This window comes from Proteiniphilum propionicum (assembly GCF_022267555.1).
GTDB classification, from domain to species: domain Bacteria; phylum Bacteroidota; class Bacteroidia; order Bacteroidales; family Dysgonomonadaceae; genus Proteiniphilum; species Proteiniphilum propionicum.
In genome coordinates, this window is record NZ_CP073586.1 from 1,592,047 (window position 1) to 1,616,861 (window position 24,815).

The 24,815-nt window shown below is 43.3% G+C and carries 17 protein-coding genes, 1 tRNA gene and 1 pseudogene; 4 read left to right on the forward strand and 15 right to left on the reverse strand.

All coding sequences use genetic code 11. From position 1 onward, the window contains the following. Positions 1-56: 56 nt before the first annotated feature. Entirely contained in the window at positions 57-416 is a 360-nt protein-coding gene (rsfS, locus tag KDN43_RS06440) for a ribosome silencing factor (RefSeq protein ID WP_238868905.1), read from the reverse strand. 214 nt (positions 417-630) lie between these two features. Next, complete coding sequence (locus KDN43_RS06445) at positions 631-1,866, reverse strand: 3-keto-disaccharide hydrolase (RefSeq protein ID WP_238869418.1); 1,236 nt, start codon at positions 1,864-1,866, stop codon at positions 631-633. Between the two features lie 242 nt (positions 1,867-2,108). Between KDN43_RS06445 and KDN43_RS06450 the strand changes: the two genes are divergently transcribed. After that, a complete protein-coding gene (locus KDN43_RS06450; protein WP_407681785.1) occupies positions 2,109-3,047 on the forward strand; it encodes a bifunctional riboflavin kinase/FAD synthetase in 939 nt (312 codons plus the stop codon). Positions 3,048-3,228: 181 nt separating this feature from the next. On the opposite strand, the gene mltG is transcribed toward KDN43_RS06450, so the two are convergent. Further along, positions 3,229-4,272: an endolytic transglycosylase MltG gene (gene mltG, locus KDN43_RS06455; RefSeq protein ID WP_238869420.1), complete on the reverse strand. Its 1,044-nt coding sequence runs from the start codon at positions 4,270-4,272 to the stop codon at positions 3,229-3,231. Between the two features lie 205 nt (positions 4,273-4,477). On the opposite strand from mltG, the gene KDN43_RS06460 reads away from it, so the two are divergent. Further along, positions 4,478-4,564 (forward strand) — tRNA-Ser (locus tag KDN43_RS06460). A gap of 348 nt (positions 4,565-4,912) precedes the next feature. Then, a pseudogene (locus tag KDN43_RS16505) lies at positions 4,913-4,987 on the forward strand (Arm DNA-binding domain-containing protein); the annotation flags it as partial. A gap of 349 nt (positions 4,988-5,336) precedes the next feature. Here KDN43_RS16505 and KDN43_RS06465 read toward each other — a convergent pair. The 11 genes from KDN43_RS06465 to KDN43_RS06515 form a co-directional block, all read right to left on the reverse strand. Further along, positions 5,337-6,848: a TlpA family protein disulfide reductase gene (locus KDN43_RS06465; protein ID WP_238868906.1), complete on the reverse strand. Its 1,512-nt coding sequence runs from the start codon at positions 6,846-6,848 to the stop codon at positions 5,337-5,339. Positions 6,849-7,038: 190 nt separating this feature from the next. Next, a complete protein-coding gene (locus KDN43_RS06470; RefSeq protein WP_238868908.1) occupies positions 7,039-9,114 on the reverse strand; it encodes a TlpA family protein disulfide reductase in 2,076 nt (691 codons plus the stop codon). Beyond that, positions 9,114-9,341 (reverse strand): TlpA family protein disulfide reductase, encoded by a 228-nt coding sequence (locus KDN43_RS06475; RefSeq protein ID WP_238868909.1) that lies wholly within the window; start codon positions 9,339-9,341, stop codon positions 9,114-9,116. Before KDN43_RS06475 ends, KDN43_RS06470 begins: the two co-directional genes overlap by 1 nt. Before the next feature lie 21 nt (positions 9,342-9,362). Then, entirely contained in the window at positions 9,363-10,637 is a 1,275-nt protein-coding gene (locus tag KDN43_RS06480; RefSeq protein ID WP_238868911.1) for a redoxin family protein, read from the reverse strand. Between the two features lie 65 nt (positions 10,638-10,702). Beyond that, the gene (locus tag KDN43_RS06485; protein ID WP_238869421.1) at positions 10,703-11,377 is read right to left on the reverse strand and encodes an ABC transporter ATP-binding protein; all 675 of its coding nucleotides are present in this window, start codon (positions 11,375-11,377) and stop codon (positions 10,703-10,705) included. Positions 11,378-11,544: 167 nt separating this feature from the next. After that, positions 11,545-12,366, reverse strand: coding sequence for an ABC transporter permease (locus tag KDN43_RS06490; protein WP_238868912.1), 822 nt, complete (start codon positions 12,364-12,366; stop codon positions 11,545-11,547). Beyond that, positions 12,353-12,994, reverse strand: a complete 642-nt coding sequence (locus KDN43_RS06495) for an ABC transporter permease (protein WP_238868914.1) — start codon at positions 12,992-12,994, stop codon at positions 12,353-12,355. Before KDN43_RS06495 ends, KDN43_RS06490 begins: the two co-directional genes overlap by 14 nt. Positions 12,995-13,033: 39 nt before the next feature. After that, positions 13,034-15,268 carry an FtsX-like permease family protein gene (locus KDN43_RS06500; RefSeq protein WP_238868916.1) on the reverse strand — a complete coding sequence of 745 codons (2,235 nt, stop codon included), beginning with the start codon at positions 15,266-15,268 and terminating at the stop codon, positions 13,034-13,036. Between the two features lie 193 nt (positions 15,269-15,461). After that, positions 15,462-17,807, reverse strand: a complete 2,346-nt coding sequence (locus KDN43_RS06505) for an ABC transporter permease (protein WP_238868918.1) — start codon at positions 17,805-17,807, stop codon at positions 15,462-15,464. A gap of 14 nt (positions 17,808-17,821) precedes the next feature. Further along, positions 17,822-20,245, reverse strand: coding sequence for an ABC transporter permease (locus KDN43_RS06510; protein WP_238868919.1), 2,424 nt, complete (start codon positions 20,243-20,245; stop codon positions 17,822-17,824). Positions 20,246-20,389: 144 nt separating this feature from the next. Next, positions 20,390-21,640, reverse strand: a complete 1,251-nt coding sequence (locus KDN43_RS06515; protein ID WP_238869423.1) for an efflux RND transporter periplasmic adaptor subunit — start codon at positions 21,638-21,640, stop codon at positions 20,390-20,392. Positions 21,641-21,894: 254 nt separating this feature from the next. On the opposite strand from KDN43_RS06515, the gene KDN43_RS06520 reads away from it, so the two are divergent. After that, entirely contained in the window at positions 21,895-23,034 is a 1,140-nt protein-coding gene (locus tag KDN43_RS06520; RefSeq protein WP_238868921.1) for an ATP-binding protein, read from the forward strand. Positions 23,035-23,102: 68 nt separating this feature from the next. On the opposite strand, the gene KDN43_RS06525 is transcribed toward KDN43_RS06520, so the two are convergent. Further along, positions 23,103-24,614, reverse strand: coding sequence for a TolC family protein (locus KDN43_RS06525; protein ID WP_238868923.1), 1,512 nt, complete (start codon positions 24,612-24,614; stop codon positions 23,103-23,105). Positions 24,615-24,815: the final 201 nt, after the last annotated feature.

Consider the following 24,815-nt stretch of genomic DNA (forward strand, 5'->3'; position numbering starts at 1 on the left):
TACATGTTTTTGTATGCCCACTGGATAATTAGTAACAATTTTTTAAGGAATAAGTTTTATTCCAATGTGGGAATACGCAATGATTTTGCATCTTCCCAGAGATTATCAATGTTGTAAAAGCTGCGGAGTTCGGGGAGAAAAATATGCACTATTACGTTGCCGTAATCCATACCTATCCATTCGGCAAGCTTTTGTCCGTGTACACGGATAGGGCTCTCTTTTGTGTTTTTCTTAACAATCTCTTCTACCGAATCGGCCAACGCCGAAACCTGTGTCGGGGTGTTACCTTCACAAATAACGAAATAATCACAAATTGCACCCGACATGCCTTTTAGTTGTATTGCGCTGATATTTTTTCCTTTTTTTTCTTGAATTCCTTCAATAATACTTTGTAATAATCTGTTTTTTTCTATCATTCTTTGTTTTAAGTGAGTTGATGATACAAAGATAGGTTGTTTTTTGATAAATAGATATCAATCTGTGATGAAAATATTTTATGCGCAGGAAAAGTGAAAATCAGCATTAAGTAATTGATTACAATATTTCAAGATGTTAACGTAGTGTTGTGTAGGTATAGAAAGTAAAAAGCCCCGCCGGATTGACAGGGCTTATGGTTGTATTATTTAAGGGTTAGAGTGTCTGTAGTTTCAAATTTCTCCACAAAACCTTTATACCACCTCCGTCGTGGATCTGAAGAGCTATGCGGCCCTGTGCTTTGCCAATTTTCTCATCAGTCAAATCAACCATTTCCTCATCATTGAGATAGGTCTTTACATTATCTCCTTTTACAACGATACGCATTGTGTTCCAGTCTCCCTCTTTCAAAATTTCCTCTTTTTCATCGGGAATCTGTACCAGCCACCCACGCCCGTAAGATTCATAGATTCCACCGGTGTCATGACCCTTCGGAGCCACCTCCACCTGCCAGCCGTTAACAATTGCTACTGGCTCAATGAATGAACGGAAGAAAATGCCCGAATTGCCATCGGCTTCCTGTTTAAACTCGACTGTTAAATCAAAATCGTCGTAATATTCGCGCGTTGCCAGATATCCGTACTGCTTATCGGGGCCACTTTCACATATCAACAGGCCGTCCTCAACATACCATTTTTCGGTTCCGTATACTTCCCATCCGTGTAGATCGGTACCGTTGAACAGGGTTACTTCCCTTGTCTTTCGGGGCAACTCTTTTATCTTTACATTGCGGAACCAGGCTGCCGATCCGTGGTCCTGCAGGCAGATAACACCTTTTTGTGCCAGGCCGTACTCGGGCGCATTTTCCCATTTTCCACTGTTCTTGCGCTCAAACCAATCGTCAGTCCATGCTTCGAATTCAACTACCTTTTCTCCGTTAAGCCAATGTTCCACATGGCCATTGTCGAAAACAATCTTCGAGCTGTTCCATTCTCCTGCAGGCTTGATAACTGTTTTAGCCGGATCTGTGGTATGCATGGCATAGTCTGCAGCCGTCTTTTGCCAATCTTCAAGAGGATCGGGGAAACCAAGATCATCTATAAGCTGATATTCAGGTCCTGTAATGTAGGGGACGGTGAATTTCTGATTTTCAACCACATGGTAGAGTACACCGCTGTTTCCACCATCTGCAATTTTCCAGTCCCAAACCAATTCAAAATTCTCATAAGTTTTTTCGGTAACAATATAACCGTGTTCGTCAGCACCTTCGCCTTTGGCCTGTATCATGCCTTCTTCGGCAAACCATGGTGCAGTAAGGCTTTCGCCATTGTAGTCCCGCCATCCGTTGAGTGTTTCACCATCGAACAGAAGCTCCCATCCATCGGCAATCTCCTGTTGTGTAAGGGTGTTGTGTTTTGCCACGCCGGTGCAAGCAGTAGTTAAAGTAGCCATCACAATCGCAGTAATTAAAATAACTTTAGTTTGCATGTTTTCTTTTTTATAGGATTAAACATTTAATTCTATGCAAAGATATGATTTTCTGCTTAAAAACGACAATATGCATATAAATTCTTCTTTTTTTACAGAAGTAATTGAATTTATCAGATATAAAACTATTTTCCAGCTGTTTTTAAACTAAAGTCACTAGATTTGTGTTTTATACAGGCACAGTTTAACAAATTATTCATTAGATTTTGAAATTCATCGATTTAGCTGTAGAGAAAGAGATTGCCGATTTATCATATGTGGCAACTGTAGGTTTTTTTGATGGTGTACATATCGGGCACAGACATCTTATAAATCAGGTGAAAGCCGAAGCCCGGAATCGAAATTTACCATCGGCGGTTATCACTTTTCCAGTACATCCACGCAAAGTGCTACAAAAAGATTTTCAACCAGCTCTTCTTTGTGGATTTGAAGAAAAATTGGAGCAGCTTGCTACAACAGGTATAGATTATTGTATCAGCCTGCCCTTTACGATTGAACTATCGGAGCTTTCTGCCAAAGATTTCATGCAAAAGGTACTTAAGGAGAAACTTCATGTAGATACGCTGTTTGTGGGTTACGACCATCGTTTTGGGCATAACAGGGAGGATGGTTATACCCAATATCAGCGATATGGGAGTGAGCTGGGAATAAATGTTATTAAGGCTGCCGAACTTCAATATGGGGAGAGCGATGTCAGCTCATCTAGAATCCGAAGGTTGTTAAAAGTAGGAAAAATAAAGGAGGCGAATCTGCTATTGTCTTATAATTACAGGTTGTCGGGAAAAATAGTGGAGGGTTATCAGGTAGGCCGTACTATTGGCTTCCCTACAGCAAATATATGTGTATGGGAGCGTTATAAGGTGTTGCCTGAACTGGGTGTGTATGCTGTCCAGGTTCATCTTCGAGATATAATATATCCGGGTATGTTATATATTGGGACTCGTCCAACGCTTCATGCAGACACTGAAACAAGCGTGGAGGTAAATATTTTTGATTTCGAAGCGAATCTTTACGATCAGTCGATGGCGGTTGAATTTATAGATTTTATCAGAGCCGATGAGAAGTTTGATACCATTGAGGAGCTGGTTGCACAAATTCATCAGGATAAAGAGTCAGTGAAGAAAAGGTTGAAAAATATTAGATAGTTGTATCGGTATTTCTCTCCTAAAACTTTGCCTTGTCAAACCCTGTTCTGTTTATAATTTTTATTTATTTGAGCTTGTATGCCTCAAATGAAACCATTGTCCTTTCCGGGATTGGATTTAAATGGTTCCTTTAATTATTCAGGGCTTTATCCGAGTGCCCGGCAATTCATAAAACTGCATTCTAATAGATTTTTCTTTCATTCAGAGCCTTTTGGTACGCTGCTGCATTGCGTGTATGTTCGGCATGAGTAACTGCGAAGTTGTGACGGCCCGAGAGATCGTTTTTTGCACACATAAACAGATACTTGTGTTGCTGAGGTGATAATGTCGCATCTATTGCTGCTATGGACGGTATCCTGATCGGACCCGGCGGCAGGCCGGAGTTCCTATAGGTATTGTAAGGCGAATCTGTTTCCAGGTGTTTATATAAAATGCGACGCAGGGTGAAATCGCCAACGGCAAACTTTACTGTCGGGTCGGCTTCAAGGTTCATCCCCTTTTTTAGTCTGTTCAGATATAGTCCTGCCACAACCGGATATTCATCTGTATAAGTAGCTTCCTCCTCCACTATGGAAGCAAGTATCGATGCCTCTAATGGTGTAAGTCCGATTTTTTCTGCTTTGCATCTTCGTTCTTCGTCCCAAAAAGCGCCATACTCCCTCTTCATCCGGTCCAGAAGATTTTCAATACCCGTATCCCAGTACACTTCGTAGGTGTTTGGAATAAACATCGAAATAAACGTGTATTCGTTAAACCCATATTTTTTGGCGTTTGCAGTATCATTAAGGGCATTCAACAGTTTTAGGCTGTCTATCATCAATTGTTGGGAGATTCTCCCAGCCAGATTTTCGCTGGTACGCATGTTGTTAAAAGTAAGATTCACGGGCGTTTGATTTCCCGACCGCAAAAGTCGTATCACATCCGGCATGGTCATGCCATCCTTTATGGCGTATCTTCCGGTTTTTATTCTGTTCGCAAGATTCATTCTCTCTGCCAGTAGCCGGAATATATGTTCCGACGGCAGCCCCGCTTTTGCTTTTAGCTGATCAACCACTTTTTCATAGTTCTTGTCCTGGTCTATATAGATGTAAGCCGTTTCTGATAATGAAAACGGTTTAAAGATAAGATTGTATGCATAGACGCTTGTTGAAATGACAAGCAGCAGCAGAACGCCGGTGATCCATGGCAGAAGCCTGTTTTTTTTCTTTTTCTTCACTTGTTCAATTTTTATTGCACTGTTTTACCCGATATAATAATCCAAATAAATTTGTCTTTTGTAACATCGCTTCACACGGAAGTTTCATCTTTTATATAGTGAGACATGAAAACAGGAACAAATGTAGAAAGATTCGCTTTAAAATATCACATTTTCTTTGACAAGTTAAAAACAAACTTGTATATTTGCATCCGATTTTAGCAAAAATTCATAAGGAAGTGTGGGTGAGTGGCTGAAACCAGCAGTTTGCTAAACTGCCGTACGGGTAACTGTACCGGGGGTTCGAATCCCCCCGCTTCCGCGAAAAAGGCTTAAAAAAGTCAACAAAAAATAAATAAAATCCTGTAAGAATCTCATCTACAGGATTTTTTATTTTATATATCCTCTTGCTTACAGGTCATGAAAAAGCCGCAAACAAGCCATAAACTACACCTGAAAAGTAACCTATTCGTAACCTACTCCAAAATGAGCCAAATAAGTCGCGATTTGGCTGTAAGTGACTCTTTATTGGCGCTTTATGGCGTGCTAAAAGCTGCGCTAATTATTCAATTATGCTATAATTTTGTAATTAATTAGTAACTTAAAAATGAGGAATTATGAGAACAACTTTTCCACGCTTTTTTCTTAAAAAGCAGCTTCTAAAAAAGACGGAACAATGCCTATTATGGCAAGAATAACTGTTAAAGGAACTGTTTCACACTTCAGCACGAAATTATCCATTTAACCTGAAAACTGGGACACCTGGTCAAATAGGATGAAAGGTAGGGATAGAGATGCAAAGATGTTTATTTGCGAACAGGGATGAAGTGTAGTAGCAACACAGCTGTAAAGTTTGTACAACTATTCAATATATGTACATATCGACATATTTACATTTGTTTAGCTCTGTACTTGTACATCGACTAACTGGTGTATGTACTAACTTGCATATCATAACATCACAATACCGTAACATCGTATTATAATATCCTAGTGTCAAGTTTATTTCAAAACATAATCGGTTAATAATTTTTTCTAAAGCTTAATGAATGACTTTTGAGATACTACAATTTCTTTAAGCAGCAGCTACTTTTTTATTTTTCCAACAACTTCTCAATCGCCACCTTGGTTTCCGGTAAAGACGGAAGTATGTGGTTGCCAAAATCCACCATTACACCGCATTTATCGAAAAGCAGGAAATAAGGGACGCTGCTTCCCGTGTTGAAACGTTTTACGATGTCTTGCCACTCTTTATCGGTAAGGGCTATGTGAATGCCGGGAAGGTCGAGACTTGCAATGATGTTTTTTCCGCGTTCGGTTTCACTGTCCAGCCACAAATAAACAAACACAATGGGTTTGTCGGCAAGTTCTTCGTGAAGGGTTTTGCTGTACGGTATTTGCCTCATGCACGGCCTGCACCACGTCGCACCGATATCCACATACACCACCTTCCCCGGATTGGAATCGAGAATGTGTTTTACAATGTTAGCAGAGTCAGTTATCAGCGAACCGCTTCCGTGCAATTCAATGGCGTTTCGTCCTAAAACGGCATCGGAATAAACGCGCGGATTGGCATTGTAGGCTTTTACCTGATTGTATTGGTTGTTGAGCGTGGTTCGTAGGAACGGGTCGGTAATTGTTTTGTTTATCATTACGCGGTTGCTGTCGATCCAATCCGTTTTGTGAGCGGTGAGGTAGAAGTTACTAACAAAAATGGCAGAGGCTAATTGCGAGAGGTAGTTGTTTTCAGAACTAGATTTCATCTTTTCCAACATTCCGTCCCACGACATATTCGCGTTCTCTTTCTTAAATAATTCGGGGTTACTTTCTTCTACTTTGTATCTCGAAAACAAACTGACCGTTCCAATATAATCAGCCATCATCATCGAATTATCCACTTCTTTCTCAAATTCTTTCACGAAATCGTAATACTTCTCTCGCTCCTCTCTTGTCAGTTCCTTTTTTGTTCGAATGGCGTGCTGGTAAGGATATGTGAACAACGCCTGGTAATAATCCAATGCCACCTGCTTTTTTGCCCACGTGTTAAACGTTTCCGGTGTGTTGTGTTTTTGCTGAAACGTGGCGAGCTTTTGCAAAGTCTCGTTGTATTGCTTATTGGTTTCCGCCCTGTAATCCGAAAATAGCAGTTCATAAGGTTGGGAGTATCGTCCCAAATATTGATTTCGGAAGGCGTTGATATGCTTGTTCAGTTCGGCAGTAGTGCCCCCGAAAACAGTATGAGAGATGTTCCGAAAATCTTTTTCGATATACAAACTGTCACCCGGAGCGATAACGATGCGGTCTTCCACGGGAACAAACGATATTTCGCGGGTGGTGATGGGGTAAATTTCGAAACGGAACATCCCGTCTTCGGTAAGGGGCGAGGTGTGCGTGGTTTCATTTCCGTAGAAATCGAGCAGTTTTATTTCGAGCTTTTTAACGTGTGGATAGACATCCAGATTGATTATTTTCCCGGTAATAATGGCTTTCTCGCCCTGGTCTGTTTTCTCCCCGGTAAATATGGGCGGCATTCCGTCCTCTTTCTGCCGTTGGCAGGTAGAGAGAATAAGGGAGAGGAAGAGGAAGAGGATTGTTTTTGGGTTCATTATTATTCAATAATTTATATCTGTTGCCACGACTTTTAAGTCGTGGATGTAAAAGTACTCTAAAAAGGGCTTTAGCCAAACTTATCCCGAATATCGGAGACATTCAATAAAGAGAAAATAAACTTCGGCTAAGGCCGGATATCCGGTTTGTTTTATCCGCGCGCTAAAGCGGCGTGGTAATTGGTGGCTCTTATTTTTTATCTAACGCTTTGTTCAATTCATTTTTCATTGTATCCACGCCTGGGAAACCGGTGGTGTAATATGTTTGATTTCCTTCTCTGTCTAATATCAGATAGGTCGGGACTCCTCTTACATTCAGGGTTTTATAAATATACTCCCATTGTGCCTGATTCAAGCGGTAATGCGAACCGTGGATATCGGCAATCATATTTTTCCACGTGTTTTCGGGAGAGTCTTCGCCCGCGAGATATAAAAACACCACATCTTTATCGGCAAACTGCGCTTTCATCGGATTCATTTCGGCATGTGCCGCTCGGCACGGCCCGCACCAGGTTGCCCAAACATCTACCAGTGCAACTTTTCCTTTAAAGGGTTTCATCAATTCGAGAAACAGTTGCTCATCCACATTGGCAGGCGGATTTAAAACGGTATATCCGGTTTTCTTTTTGTTTTCTTCTATTTTTGCCAGCAAATCTTCATTTTCTTTTAGGATAACTTCCCGAATCAACGGGGGCAGGGTGGTGAGTTCGGATTTTTGTTCATCGGTAAGTGGATTGAAGTCCTGCAACGCTGAACATAACTGTTGCGACCTCATCAACTTGAATAAAAATGCATTGTTGGTATTCCATATTTTAGAAAGGAATCCTTCGCCCGATTGGGTTTTCATAAATTTGTTGGCAATGTTCTGATATTTATTGAATACCGAACCGATGGAAGAAGCTTTTTCAAACTTTTCCCCTTTTTCCTGTGCCGAAATGTAATCTTTGAAAAATTGACGGTCTTCCAGGGATACCTTTTTATTTTCAGAGAGATACCGTATGACTACCAATGGGTCGTTTAAATTTTCTTTTGCATACAGTAAGCTGCGAATGAAATGTCCGATGTTTCGAACCAGAAGCACATCGGGATCATCATAGGGGATCATCCGGTAAAAGTCATTGAAATCGTCGGTAAACTGTGCAGGATTTTTGATTTTTCTTGCATCTTCAAACGTTACGCCATGTTTAAAGGCATAGGCATCGATAACAACATAATCTGCCATTGAAAGAAAGTTTACTAATTTGTATGCCATCTCATAATTGGCAATTTTCTTCGCCAGCAAACTGATATTGAGATTGTTATTGTATTCAACGGCTTCGTTGTATTTCGTAATCATAAAATCCTTGAACTGGTACACATCCATATCGGCAATCTCATTTCTGAAATCTCCCTCAATCAGGTTGGATATATTTTTGTGGCTCAGATCGGTATTGAGTTCTGCCAAATAACCGGAATAATAAGCTTTATTTCCATACGATAACTCTTCCTTTAACAGACGCGATCCGGCACGATAGATTTCAGGAAAGTTTACCCATACCTTCGATTCCTGACCGGGTGCAACCCGAATGGGAACGGTAAAAAGTTTACGGTCTGTCAATAAAACCAGCGTCGGGCTATCGACGGTTATAGATGCGGAAAAAGAGCCGTCACTATTTATCGTAACCGGTTCGTTTTTTTCGGTACCCGTTATCGGATTTAAATAATAGAGTGTATATTTTTCGTGTGTGGGCGCATAAGCCATTATTTTTCCGCTCACAAGGGCTTCGCCTTTCTGTAATTGAGCCTGAAAATTATTTTCTGCCCGATGTTTTTGTCTAAATTCTGCCGGAATTTCAGGAAGTTGTATGCGTTTGTTCACCAAATCAACGCCATATATTTTAAAGCAATCATTACAATCGCTCTCGATAAAATCGAACGTGCGGGTATTTTGGGGTAGCGGTTCAAACATGAGTTTAAACGATGCTTCGCCCGATTTTGGCATCCAGAACAGCGAATCGAGTTCGATGCCGTCACCGCTGCGAACCATATACTTTTTACCATCGGCAAGCAGATAAGTATCGGATGCTATTTTTATCCAATAGCCGGGTGTAAAAAAAGCTTCCACGTCAAGTACCGTTGTGGTGTCCGATAACGTTACTTTGGAGATTTCCAGCGCACGGTTGTTGGCGAATGCCGCATGAGGTAAATCTACTGTTTTTATTTGTGCCTGCAACGATATTGCCGCGGCAACCAGCAAAAAGGTAAGGAGTGTTTTTGGGTTCATCATTATTTTTCTTCTAACAATTTATTAATTTCCGATATCAACTTTTCGTAATCCGACGGACGAGGCGCGTCAAAATCGACGATGTTCCCGTTTTTGTCGATCAACACATACTTGGGAATGGCAATGGCATTGTAAGAACGATGCACGGCTCCATTTTCATCGTATAGTTGCAACCATTGCGGCGTGTCTTTCTTGATGGTGCTCAGCCATTCTTTTTTACCGTCATTCACGGCTATTCCGATGATTTCGATTCAGTCATCGTTTTTATAGGTGTCGTAAATCTTCTTCAGGTCCGGAATTTGAGCGCGGCACGGTGCGCACCAGCTCGCCCACAAATCCAGGTAAATCACTTTCCCCTTGAAATCGCTTAGACTGTACGTCATATCATTGTCGCTTTTGAGCGCAAACGGTGGGGCGGGCTGTCCTTTCTGCGTACGATAAAGCAGCTTCTCTTTCTCCGCAAACGCGTTTTCGATGGCTTGCCTGAAATATCGGTTTTCCAAGGAAGCCACATACGGACGCGCTTTTTCCCGGGTTTCATTCAGTTGCTGAAAATTTCCCGTGGCATAATGAATTTTTCCTATCAGTTTGTTGTACAGGGTGTGTTCACGTATTTTCCCCTTGAGGGTTTGATTAATTTTTTCAATGTTGTAGAAGTTGTTGGCAAGCAACGTGGAATCTTTATCATAATCGAGTTTCAGAAGATAATCAAGGTATTCATTCACATACCATCCTTTGTAATTCTCCGAGATGAAATAGGCTTCGTTGTTGATATCTTTGATCAACGTTGCGTCAGCCAGTTTTTCTACAAATTCACGCGCCTGCCTGGCATTCATTCCCGTAAGCTTTGTAAAGGCTATTTTTTTGTACTCGTGCAGAAACAAATTGTCCAAGCGGGTCATTTCCTCAAAGTGGGAGAAATACGGGTCGTTGCCGACCGCCTTGCCGAAGGCTACCTTTTCTATGGAGTCGGTCAACTGTTTTTCAGCTTCCAGGTAACTTGAGAATTTGGCTTCATCGGTAAATTCGTACCAGTTGTCAGCCTCTTTCCGGCGGATGTATTCTTTGAGGTAAAGTTCCCGATACCGGTTGCTTTCCGCTCCTTTCCCGGTAATCTGAGTGGTTTCCATCAAGGTAGGAAAGTCGGAAGCATCGGCAGTGATGGTCAGGTTGTAACCGGGCGCGACATATATGTTGTTTAATTGGGTTCGCTTGTTTTGAATACTTACCTTTTGGGGATTGATTGCATTGTAGGTTTTCAAGTAAAAGCGTCCCTCATTATCGAGCCGCAGGGTGTCGGGTTTATACTTACCCACGCTGTCGGTGAAAAGATAGAGTTCTTTTTCCGGACTGTTGGTTATTTGCCCTTGCAGAATAAGTGGCTCCGTTTTTTTCGCTTGCGCCGTTATTGTATCGAGCTGAACAAGGTCAACGCGAATTTCTTTTAACTTTTTAGTATTGTCTTGCGCTTGCACCGATATTGCCACGGCGATAAGCAAAAGGATAAGAATTGTTTTTGACTTCATGATAATATTGATATTTAGAATTCTAAGTAGCTCTAGCATTTAGTGCTATAGCTACTTGATAACAACTACAGCACCACCTCCGGTACCACTTTTCCATCAAACAATTTAATTATGCGGTCGGCATAACCGGCATCGTGCTGACTGTGTGTAACCATCACAATTGTGGTTCCCTCCTTATTGAGTTCGGTAAGCAGGCTCATTACCTCGGCGCCGTTTTTACTGTCTAAGTTACCCGTGGGTTCGTCGGCAAGGATGAGTTTGGGATTGGCTACCACGGCGCGGGCAATGGCAACGCGTTGTTGTTGTCCGCCCGAAAGTTGCTGTGGAAAATGTTTCTCACGATGAGAAATAGCCATCCGGTTCATAGCCTTTTTTACCCTTTGCTTGCGTTGGGCAGCAGGGATTTTCATGTAGAGGAGCGGAAGCTCGATGTTTTCATACACGTTGAGTTCTTCGATGAGGTTGAAGCTCTGGAACACGAAGCCGATAACGCCTTTGCGAAGGCTTGTCCGCTCGTTTTCGGTAAATTTCGACACGTCGGTTCCGTTGAGGAAATAATGTCCCGACGTGGGATTGTCCAGTAAGCCCAAAATATTGAGCAACGTGGTTTTTCCGCAGCCCGACGGCCCCATAATGGCGACAAATTCGCCTTCGTTGATTTCTATATCCACATCGGACAATGCCCAGGTTTCCACTTCTTCCGTGCGGAAGATTTTTAGTAAGTTTTCTGTTTTAATCATTTTTTTTGAGATTTTAGAGCCAAGAACCAAGAGTAAAGTAAAGACTTTTTGGTGGAATTATTGGCTGTTGTTTTTATTTTATTGTTTTGTTTTTTGCCACTAAGACACAAAGGCGCCACGTTGCACAAAAAATCTGTTTTCTGATGTCTAGTTATTGGCATATTATTTTATTCCACTTTTATCGCGCTTGCCGGATTAATCTTCATTGCCCGCCGCACCTGCCACATAAGCGTGAGTAGCGACACGGCGGTTACCACAATTGCCGAAACCACGAACAGCCACCACGAAATTGCCGTCCGATGCGCGAAACTTTCCATATATCGGCTAATTACCCCATACGAAACGGGAACGGCAACCGCAAACGCCGCGCCAAGCAGATACGCGTATTTTTTCAGCAACAGGCGCATAATGTCGTTGGGTTTGGCACCGTTGATTTTTCGCAGCGCTATTTCACGGTATCGCTGACGGATATCGAACAGCGAAAGGGCAAATAAGCCTAAGCAGGAGATGAAAATGGCGATTAACGAAAACGCTGTATATATACGGATTATACATTTGTCGTCTGCATACAATGCCGCTATTTCATCTTCCATAAACGTATATGTAAATTCGGCATCGCCATAAAGTTCCGTGTTGAGTTTTTGGAGAAACTCTATAGCTTCTTGCTGTTTCCCAGGAGCAATTTTAGCAATCAAATTTTCTTCTTTCATATATTCTTCCTGATATACAATAACCACCGGAAGGGTTGGGTTGGACAAATGTCCGGTATTAAAATCCTTTATTACGCCCACAATTTCGTAGGCGGGATTAACGCTCATATCGCCTTGTGCATACCAAAGCCGATGTTCTGGTTGCAGATATGCGGTGTGAATATCGGTTATGTTGAACTGTTTTTTTGCCGTTTCGTTGATGATGAACCGATATTGAATGGACACATCGGTTGAATCCCACAAGCGCCCTTCGAGCAGTTGGTAGTTAAAGATTTTCATCTGTTTTTGCGACATATTCAAGTAGCCCACACTTTTGTATTCTCCTCCTTCGATTTTTACCGGCACAGTGGGTCGGAGGGAATAAACCGGATTGCCATACGCCCACCGCATTAAGCAAATCGCCCGACACGTAACTGATTTTCTGCCCGATGGGGTTTTCGTTTCCGAAAAGTCGCTTTGCCAATTTCGATGTAATAATCGCGTCTTCCGGAGCCTGCAGCTTGTTGCTCCCCAGCGCAATGGGATAAGGAACAATTTGCAAAAAAGCACTGTCCACGACAAAAATATTCACACTGTAACGATGATTTTTTACCCCAATTTGCTCATTATCAAAAGCGATAAAATCTGTTGATTTCTCAACCGAGGGGGCATCTAACGGACTGGTAAAATCTTCACGGCGATTGATGTTTACGGCGGCGCCCAATCGTTTAGGACGGTTTTCCTGTTCAATAGTTGTTAGGTACGTCCTGTCCAACTCATCGATAAACCGATTCACCGTGGTTTCCTGATGCACATACCGCGATACCGTGATAACACACGCCAAGCTGAGCGTCAACCCTAACACGTTGATGACGGAATAGAGCCGGAATCGATTTAAAATTCGAACGGATGTTGTCAGTATTTTCATTCCTTTTTGATTACTAGATGTTTCTTTAAATTATCAAATTTATTCCGACTTCACCTCCTCTGCCGGGTTTTCGCTCGCCGCCTTCCATACCCTGAAAATAATGCTGGTAAAAACAATGGCAGCCACCAACACAAACACACCGGCAAAAAGCCACCATTCCATAGATACCCTACGAGTGTACTGTTCCAACCATCGCAACATCACGTACACACCAACGGGAAACGCCACCAAGCACGCCGTCACCGTTACCACGAAATATTGACGAAAAAACAACGCCAGAATTTCTTTTGCCTTCGCACCGTTTACCTTGCGAATGGCGATTTCCTTGCGCTGTTGACTGCACGCCAAGGTAATCATCGAAAAAATGCCGAAAACGGCGATGAGGATGGCAACGACGGTCATGATACCCAACAAAATGAGTAGCCAACGCTCAGATTTGGTGTATTCGGAATAGACTTCTTCCATATTTTCGAAATGTACCCTATTGTAGGGCATATTGTCTTTCTTACCTGCTATTTCTTCTATGGCTTGTTCCGTTTGTTTGCGGAAATCTTTCGCATATTTATATGCAATTGTGTTTCCGGCCATATTTGTATTGCCTGCATCTTGTGGTGTTCGGTATAGGGTGGGTTGAATGGGTAACAAAGGAGATTGAGCGTGCAAATCGGGGATTACGCCGACAATTGTCCAGTGGCTATTTAGTTTTTCGCCAATAGGATTTTCTTTTCCAATCATTCTTTTCGCGGTTTCATTAATCACGCAAACACGCGTTTCGTTTTCATTCATAGCACGACCTTGGAGCAATTTAATATCAAAGAAATCGAAAAATTCGGGCGACTGCACATTAAACAATTCAAAATTCTGCATGCGTTCAGAAGGCGTTCCTTTTTCTAACGAAACCTGGGTAGAAGCACTACTCCTGCTTGGCAAAAAAGCCTGCGGAAAATAGATGGCATCTTCCACTCCCGAAACGCTTTTTACTTCTTCCAAAAGGATGGGATCGTGCAATGCCCACATATTCACTTGACTGATGTTGTGCCTGTTAAAACCAATCTCTGCACGGTTTAAAAGGCACATCTGATGGAAAAAAACCGATGTGCAGAAAATAAGCAATACGCCGATAAAAAGCTGTAATCCAATGCTAATGAGCGTAAAACTGTTTTTGAAACCGAGGTGTTGTCTCGTTTCGGGTTGAATATTTTCGCGAACGCTACGTTTCATAAAATAGTGGATAGGAAAGAAAGCGAAGAGTCCCGAAACGATGATAAGTCCAATGGCATACAGCATCATTTCACGTGCAAAATAGGTTTTTGCAGCTTCAATTTGCGACAGTTTTGTGAAAGCAGAAAAAAACAATTCAGTAAGCACGCCACCGATAAACACCGATAAAAACAGAATAAGTATAAACTCGAAAAACAGCAAAGTCAACAACTGTACGGTTCCGCTTCCTGTTACTTTCCGCAACGCCATTTCTCGGCTTCTGATCTTTATCCGGTTGATAAACAACATCAAGTAATTGAACAACGCGCAAAGAATAACCAGCAACGCCACTCCTGCAAATATACGCAAATGGTTAAACTTGATGTTTGTTTTAGCATCGGGTATGGTGTAATGCACCTTTTTCAGCGGAATGAGTTTGTAAGACATCACTCCTTGCATTGAATTTTCTACGTTAACGCTATCGAGTTTCTGTTGAAAGGCATTGATATCTATTCCGGCGTAAAAGCGCACAAATGCCGATTTTGAATGATATACCCACGGCGAATATCTTTCATCTGGAAGTTTGTATGGACGGATATTGATTTGGTCGTATGCCACATTGCTGTGGAGCGTTTTTTCGGGAATTATCTTGTAATTAATCAGTAAGCTATCGGGGATTCCACTTTGTTTCAACATTTGATAATCAGTTGATGTAACTAAAGAAATTCCGGTTTCGGGCAATGGTTCCGGAAACCGGACGGTGATTTCGGGATAAAAAACCTCGAAAAAAGAGATGTCCGTTTCAATCAAATGTATAGACACCAATGAATCTTTTATCCTCATTTTGTCATTATAAGAAAGCATTGTGGCCGCTTCCACTTCCGGAAAAGTTTTTTTCAGGTATCCCGCTAAAGCATCCGGCACCAGATTTGATAACCCACCCGCTCTTTTTTCATCTACTTTGGCAACCATATAAATTCTGTCCCTGTCGGGATTATGGCTATCATATCCCATTTCGTACCTTATCCACGACATAGTGAACGAAAATGCCGTAAAGCCGATTGCCAAACCCAAAATACTGACAATTGTTTGGGTTTTGTACTTAAATAAGTTTCGAAAAGCGATTTTTAGATAATGTAAAAGCATATATTTTATTTACAATTTTAGAATTACGATTTACGATTTGTTTTATTAGACTTGTTGTTCGGGACACGAACGCCTTTGGCTTCGTGATTTTTTTGACGAAGGCGGAGTCATCGTCTCCCGTTTATTCCGCTTTCAAACTTTCCACCGGATTGCTTCGTGCCGTGCGCCACACGTGCCAGCCGACGGTTGCGAACGCGACGACGGCAACCAACAGCAGCGCGAGCAGAAACGAACCTACCGACACATCCACCCGATACACAAACTGTTGCAACCACCGTTCCATCAGCCACCATGCCGGCGGAAGGGCTACGGCAAATCCCACCGCCATCCATACGAACATCGGTATCATCAGCAGCCACAGGAGTTGCGGCGTTTTGGCGCCGTTGATTTTTCGGATACCGATTTCTTTAGTGCGTTGCTGCACGGCGTAAAACGTAATGCCGAACAACCCGAAACAGGTAAGCAGAATGCTGATAAGCGAATACATGTTGAGCAGGCGCGACATCTCGAAGATTTTGCTGTTGAGCTTTATAAATTCGTGATAAGTGTCGATGCAATTGAATCCGGCATCGGGAAAGGTTTGCCGCCAAACCGATTTGATGGTGGAAAAGGTTTCGGAATTTCCTTTATCCGTGAGTTTTACGCGTAGTGTGCTGGTGTATCGTGGGTCGTGGACATATTGGCCAATGAGGATGGATGTGTTTTTTTCTTCCAGAGAATTAAAATAGAAGTCTTCAATCACACCACCGATAACGGCCAGCGAATCGCCCGAATCGAAATATTTGGATAAAGGCTCGTTGGTTAATTCCGTTTCCGGTTTGTCCAGCGCGTCGGCAAACGTCTTATTTACAAGCACCGCGTGCGGGTTGGTTTCAAACAGCGTTTCCCAATCGGTTCCCGATAGCTGCCTGAGTTTGAGAATGTGTAGAAATTCCTTATCGCCCGATAGTTGCAACACCGCCGTTTCAATTTCTTCGCCCGATTCTTTCCGCAGGGTGTTGTGCATAATCCACGCGTTCATCATGGGGAGGTTTCCGGTTGAAACACCCGATACGCCGGGGATATTTTGTATGCGGGTTTCAAGTTCGCGAAGTTTCCCGATTTCCATCACTTCGGATATTTCAATCAGGTTGCGGTAACGGTCGCCGTTTTGTTTTACCAGGCTTACTTGCCGGTTTGCCGTGATGGCAGCGGTAATGAGCGCAATGGCAATCAAGAACTGCGCGGTTACCAACGTGCCGATCCACCGGTTTTTCTTGGTTACGAAAAACAGCCTGTAATCGCTTCCCGACAGGCGGCTGAGTTTCCGGCTCATTATCCAGGCCGGGATCACCGTAAGCACAACAACGAACAGTATCAGTATCGGGTAAAAATCTTTGCTGTAGAAATATCCCGGTGAAAAATCGACCGACACCACCTGGTTGAAAACCGGCAGCAAATCGTGCATCATCAGTATTGCCAATACAAAAGAGATGAGAACGGCAAGGAAGGTGTCCGCAAAAATCTGTATCCGCACATCGGATTCGCGGGCACCCATCAATTTTTGTGTGTGGAGTGCTTTTACCTGTTGCAGGACGCGTGAAAAACTCATGTTCACGTAATTGAACACTGCCGTGAGGAACACCAGGATCGCGGAAATCAACCCGACGAGCAACAGACTGTTTTTTTTGTAATGCCAGTAATTGAGTTGTTGCTGGTTATAAGTGGATGAAATGGATTGATCGAACGAATAAAAATAATACTGTCCTCCTGCGAGCGTCGGTATCCGGTCTTTCTTCACCTTTTCTTCAAATCGGGAGCGGTCTGTATGCACCGGCATCATCAACAACGTGGGGCCTCCCCAGTTGTTTTCGGGGTCGCATACAAGCCCGTCGAAGATAATGGCCGACTGCGTGCGGCTTTTTGTTACTGCCCCAACCGTGTAAACGATTATTTTTTCCGAGCTGAAACCGTCCTCCTTACACACTGTAATCTGTTTTCCCAGAGCGTTTTCGTTGCCGAAAAACTTTTGTGCCTGTTTTTCGCTAAGAACGATCGACTGCGGATTGTGGAAAGCGTTCCATGAACCGTACAGCAGTTCGAACGGAAAGAATTCCGGAAAAGAGGCATCCACGTTGAGAATTTCCATTGGCTCAAGATGTTGGTTGTTCACCTCGATATACTTCATGCCAAAACTGTTCAGTTGCAGGAACCCTTCCATTTCGGGATATTTCTCTTGCAGTTGTTCGGGAACGCCGCTTCTCATATAAGCCACTTTTTCGCCCGGATAAGATGGCATATCCTGCATTACCCACACCAATTTATCGCGATTAGGGTTATCCTTCTCGATTCCGTATTCGTAGCTGACGAAAGAAATCAGCAGAGCCGTGCAAGCAATGCCCACGGTTAGGCTGAGGATGGAAATAAGCGTGAACGTTTTGTTGCGCCACCAATTTCGGAAAATGAGTTTTAATGCTGTTTTGAACATTTTTTAGACTGTTTTTATTCCGACTTCACCACCTCCGCCGGATTTTGATTCGACGCTCTGTTTACCTGACTAAAAATGGTGAGCAACACAATAACAGCCACCACCAAAATTACCACCGCGAACATCCACCATGAGATGGAGATGCGATAGGCGAAGCCTTGCAGCCATCGGTGCATAAATAATCCGGCCAACGGCAATGCCACGGCGCACGCTGCAAGCGTAATAATCAGGTACTCGCGAATGAACATCGCCATTATCTCGCGCGTTTTCGCTCCCGCCGTTTTGCGGATGGCAATCTCCTTGCGGCGGCGTTGCGTTTCGCGCTGCGACACGGAATAGATGCCGAAAACGGCAATCAGAATACAGAGCAAAGAAACGGTGAGGAAAAGTTTCAACAGATCCTGCTCGGGTTGGCTTAGTTTGTTTAACAAGTCGGTCATTGTTATGAGCGGAATCTTAGAAACCTGAGATCCTTCAATATACTCTTCTAAAATTGAACGGATGGACTGTAGCGTCTCCGTTTCCGTTCCTGGTGTGGAGCGCACGTAATAAATAGTTTCGCGCCACGACGATACGCTTTTCAGTATCATCGGCATAATGGGTTGTTTAAGCCCGATGCCGTGAAAATCACGAAATACGCCAATTATTTCCATCGTTCCCCTACCAGGCCCTTCGGGTGTATAATAATCAAGGTCGATTTCTATTTTCTGCCCAATCGGATCTGTCAGTTGCATTACGCGGGCAGCCTCTTCATTGATTAACGTTTTGGCAACATCCGTCTTCCAATCAGCTTCCGTAAAATCGCGTCCTTGTATTATTTCCAATCCGAAAAATGAGGCAAAATTCAACCCCACATCCACGGTCTGGAAAAAAGGCCTGTAATCGGGTTGCCTGCCTTCCCAATTCACATTGTTTTGAGAAAAAGGTCCAGCTTCGTTGCTAACTGTGAATAATCCGGTGGGGCAAATTTCTTCAACGGTGGCCAATTGCTTAATCTCCTCAAGAATAACTTTTTTATTGGGACCTCCCATAACGCCTACCTGAATGGTGTTTTTTGTTTGTATTCCCCAATCGGAAGTTTGCATAAATCGCACTTGTCTCCAAAAAGCAAGAGCACTCATCATAAAAAACGCGCCGACAAGCAGTTGAACGGCCATACTTATTTTCCCCGCAGACAGTGTTCTTTGCATTTGAACACGGGTAATGTTTTTCCTGAAAGATGTTTTTTGGAGAAATCGGTAAAGGGATACAAAAACGATACTGCAAAGCGAAACACCCACTATGGCGATAGTCTCAAAAAGTATTCCGAACAATTGATGTTTCAGGATAACGGTTTGAAACACTTTCTCGAAAGATGATGCAGTTAATTCGGCAACAGATAAGGATAAGAGGATAACAAACAAGATTAACAAACCAATTTCTACAAAAAGTTGTACAAAAAGATTTCGGGTGTGCGCCCCCGACACTTTACGAAGATTCATTTCGCGCGTTCGTTGCACTATACTGTTGATAAGAATGTTCAGGTAGTTAAAGAAAACCGATAAAATCAGCAACACGCCGACAAACAGGAATGTGCGTATGTAGGTTAAATTGAGGCTGTTATGTTGTTCAAACACGTTCCCTGCTTGTTGAATGTCGTACTTAACGGTTCTCAATGGGCTTATCGCGAACAACAAATTAGTGTTTAAATCATTATCGACCGCGTAGCTGCGCAATTTTTCTTCAAAAGCCTTTCTGTTTGCGTTTTTATGCAACTGAACATACAGTTGTGTTTGATAGAAGCTCGTCCATTGAATTTTTTCTTCCGACTCACTTGATATCGCCCTTACGTTTATATCGGCAATATAACACTGCGCTTGAAAGTTTGAATTGACAGGTGGATTTTTTATCACCGCTTTTATGACGTAGCTGTTTTTGTAGGTTGATATAAACATTTTAGCGAGAGCTTCTTCGGGTGTATTGAAGAACTTTCGGGCGAAATCTTCCGTAACTACCATATCGGCTATCTCTTTTTCCAAAAACAAATCGTCGTCCAACGAACCGCAAATTACTATTGGAGGGAACATTTTGAAGAAGTTCTCATCAACATTCTCGATATCCCGAATTTCCAACCTTTCGTTTTCGTAAGTAAACGATATAGAAAACTGATCGTACAGAACGGCAATTTTCTCCACTTCGGGAAACCCATTTTTTATCTTGGCAACTGCCAAATAAGGGATTTTTGCGTTTTGATTCATCGTGTTTTTCTCAATGCCATACACTCGATAAATCCTGCCCGAATTAGGATAAAAACCGTCATACGATGTTTCGTATTTATACCAATGGTATCCGTACGCGAAAAACACCACGCCGATGGTCAATCCCAATACACTGATGATGGTTTGGGTTTTGTATTTCAGGAGATTTCTCCACGCGATTTTTAGATAATGTAACAGCATATATTTTTAATTACAAATTATTAATTACCAAATACTAAATAGACTGTTAGAAGTCCGAAAACCGAAGTTCGCAGCCGGCGGTTTGATAAATTTTCAAACTTTAAACCTTAAACTTACTAATAATTACCAACTCAGCACTTAAAACTATTTTATTACCAGTTCCTCCACATCGCCAAAATTAGCGTATCCACTCACCACCACGCGGTCGCCGGCTTGCAGTCCGCTCACTATTTCGTACTGCACCGGATTTTGCCGACCAACACTGATGGGTGTTTTCACTGCCCTGTCGCCCGATTTGTTCAACTTATAAATCCACTGTCCGCCGGTGGTTTGGAAAAAATCGCCGCGTGGAATGACGATGGCCGTTTCCGGTTGTCCCAGCTCCACCTGCACGCGAAAACTGCGGCCGATGCGCACGTTGTTGGGCATCGAGCCCGTGAACACCAAATACACATCAAATTGCCGGTCTTTCACTTCGGGAACGACTTTCGACACGCGCAGCGGATATCTCTTTCCCTGATAGGTTACCGATGCAGGCAATCCCACCTGTACGCGGTCGATGTAATACTCGCTCAATCGGGTATGTATCTTGAAATTGTCCATCACTTTTATTTCGCCAATGCTTTCCGATTGTCCCACCCGCAGGCCGAGCGTAACGTTGAGGAAACTCAATTGTCCGTCCATCGGGGCGCGCACAATTAAATTATCCATTCGTCCGCGGGCGTGTGAGGTGGTTTTTCGTACCCGCTCGAGGTCGGTGTCCATCAGCGTTCGGCGCAGGTGTGTGGCGGCGCTGTCTTGTCTTAGCCCGTCTAATTGCAGGGCGGTGCTTTGGGTTTTGTAGGTAAATTCTTCGCGTTGCACATTGAGTTGCGCCTTGCTTTTTACACCCATCTTAAATTCTTCTTCGCCCAGCGCGAAGTCTTTTTGCAAACGGCTCAGTTCGTATCGCGCCTGAAGTGTTTGCTGCTTGAGCAAGATGGTTTTCTGCTCCATTTCCAGCTTTTTTTCTTCGTAAAGAATGCGCTGTTTTTCCCATTCGGCTTGCTGCTCTTCGATGATGCGTTCTAATTCGGGATTTTGCAGCACGAGAATCACATCGCCTTTCTTCAGCATTGCCCCTTCTTCGGCAATCACTTCCTGTACCATTCCGCTTTCCAGCGCGTTGAGCTTGATGGTTTGGATGGGCTGCACGATGCCTTCGGCATCCACGTAATCGAGAAACGGCGCTTCCGCCACGTTGGCAATCACGATTTTTTCGTCGTCCACGCGCAGTTTTCGTCCGCCCGACACGCTTACGATAACGAATACGAGGAACGCCACAAACGCCGCTCCGGCCAGCAGGTAGTATTTGTATTTTTGGAAAAACGAGCGTTTGGGCAAGCGTTTGTCCATAGCGCTGTCGCGGGATTCGTGGAAAGAGTTATCGGTTCTAAGTTTTGAGTTCTGAGTTTCGAGTTCCGGGTTGTTCATTTTTATGTTGGCCATTGGCCATTGGCGTTAAAAGTCTGTTATCTGAAATCTGTATGAAAAAAACAAAGTTGTACTTTAGATATTCATGAAAAAACAAAGCTATACTTTAGATATTCATGAAAAATAATGTATCTTTGTAACGGTTTTACCCTGTTATTCACAAAAAACAAATCAGAATGTTATCACGAAAAATAACAATTCAGGATGTAGAGAACGAAAGCATTTTTCTTTGGGGTGCGCGGCAAACCGGTAAGAGTACGCTGCTGAAAATGCTGTTTCCCGACAAACGAATCATCGATTTGTTGAAATCGGATGAATTTGAACGTTATAACCGCCGTCCGGCACTGTTACGCGAAGAACTAAGCCTGTTGCCCGTAAACGAGTTGGTTATCATCGACGAAATTCAGAAAATCCCTGCTTTACTTGACGAAGTGCATTGGTTGATAAGCAATCATAATCTTCGTTTTATCCTGAGCGGCTCCAGTGCACGCAAGTTACGCCGAAGCGGTGTGAATTTGCTTGGAGGCAGAGCTATTCGAAAGCACTTGTATCCGTTTGTCAGCGCCGAAATTCCCGATTTCGACCTTGTAAAAGCCTGCAATAACGGTATGCTGCCGCGCCACTATTTAGTGGAAAACGCCACAAACCGGCTTCACGCTTACGTGGGCGATTATTTGCAACAGGAAATAAAAGCCGAAGCACTTACGCGAAACCTGAATACTTTTTCTCGGTTTATGGAGATTGCGGCTTTGAGCAATGGTGAAATTCTCAATTACAACAACATTGCTTCGGAATGCGGCGTGAGTGCACCTACAGTGAAAGAGTATTTTTCTATTTTGGAAGAAACGCTGATAGGTTATACCATTCCCGCTTTTACCCGAAACGTGAAACGTCGTGTTATCCAATCTCCCAAGTTTTACTATTTTGATGTAGGCATTGCTAATTTTCTTCTCAAAAGAACTGAGATAAACCCCGGTTCACCCGAATTTGGACATGCTTTCGAACATTTAATCATGCAAGAACTTATAGCCTACCTTGGTTATTTCAAGCCTCAACTCAGCTTGTCTTATTGGCGCACAACATCGGGTTACGAAGTGGACGCCATTATCGGAAATGCCGAAACAGCCATTGAAATAAAATCATCCGACGAAGTGCAATCGCATCACACAAAGGGATTAAAGGCATTTTCGGAAGAATTTCCCGATTGCCGGCTGATTATTGTTTCGTTGGATAAAAATCCGCGAAGGATGAACAATGTGGAGATTTATCCCGTGTTACAATTCTTGTCGATGCTTTGGAGCGGCGATTTCTTTTGATCTGATCAATTTTCGCTTATATTATTATTTCAATTTTTGAAGTAGAGCAACGCTTTGCTGTACCTGTTTTATTTAATTAAACTATAAAAATTGTCTTCCGTCTTCTGACATCTGTACTCTATTTTCTGTACTGACACATTCAAAATCGGACTATTCTTCTCAAAATCCCATCCCGTGATGCTCCGCAATCCGTAATAGAGGCTCCAGTAGTTTTGCAGTTCGCGGATGTAATCGCGTTGCGAACGGTCTTTTTCGGCAATGGCGGCATTCAGATCGAGAACGGTGGATTTCCCGAGCAGATAGAGCCGGTAGGCTACATCGTTCCGGCGCGCGGCGCGTACCGATGTTTTCTGCGCGATGCCCACTTTATCGGCCTGCAGGTTGAACTGCTTCACTAATTTTATCACGTTGGCTTCGAAGTCGGTACGTGCCTGTGCGATGTCTATTTTCACTTTTTCGAGGTTGCTCTTCGCCACTTCCACCCGTCCGCGTCCCACGCCCCAATCCAAAATCGGGATGCGAATTCCCAGACTCACCAATTGCTGGTTGAGCGGATTGCGATAGACATTGGCAAAACTGCGGTCGGTTTGCGACAAGCCGAACTGCATGTACAAATCGGCTTTAAACCCGCGCGAAGCCTTGGCGTAAGCCACCGCACTTTCGCTTTGAAGTTTTTGCAAGGCAAGCAGTTCCATATCGGGACTGTTTTGGCGGGCAAGTTGTAGCGCATCGTCCACGGGAACGATAAATTTTGGAACGGCTTTGCTCACCTCGGCCACGATTTCCACATTCTCCGTAATTCCCAGAAAACTGCGCAAATTCTGTATTCGGTCGTCCATTTCAATGCGGGCATTCAGGCGGTTGGTTTGTTCCGAAAGGTAATTGATTTCCAATTGCAGCATCTCGTTTTCGGTTATGGTGCCTATTTCGTAACGTCCTTTGGCATAGCTGAACAGCGTATCGGCATTGGCGTAATTGTAGTTTGCCGAACGTAAATTGCTTTGCGCCGTAGCCAACTGAAAAAATTTCATTGCCGCCTCCGAAGCCACTAATTCGAGCGTTTCGGCGTATTGTTTTTGTGCTGTGCTATATCGCACAGGTTCAATTCGCTTGTTCCATTTCAGGTAGTTGTAGCCGAACAGATTTTGCGAATATCCGATAACCACGGGCGTGGATTTGAACGAGTATTGGTTTTCGGGGAAAATATCCAATCGCTGCAAACCGCTCTGTACGAACACGCTTCCTCCAAGCAGGGCAATATTTTGATTGATGGTCATTGAGCCGTCGTTGAGCAATTGGTTGCGGTGTACAAAACTATCGGTTCCATCGGGCAGCGTAACCGGACTGATGGACCGGTTGAGCTGCGAATTGGACGAGAACGTCAGGCTGGGCAGGTAATCGGCCTTGAACGACCGCCAATTCCAATAAGCCGCCCGGTATTGATGGCGTGCCGCCACCGCCTGCGGCGACTGCTTCCGGGCAAGCGCCACCACTTCGTCCAATGTGAGCCGCAGTGTGTCTTGCGCTGCTGCCAAATGCCCGAAGGCAAACAAGGAGAGAATGACGATGATTTGTTTCATATAAAAAAACGAATAACAAAAGTTGTACCAAAGGTGTATGTATAAGATAATTAGATTATTACGATTTTAATGTTTTTTGCAAAAAGTGTGGAATCGCACAAATTGAGTTCGATTTCGCACAGTTTCGTAAAGATATATTGTTTACATTTGTGGTGGGAATTAAGTTTAATGTTTAAAGTCTAATGAATGTTTAGGGTAAAA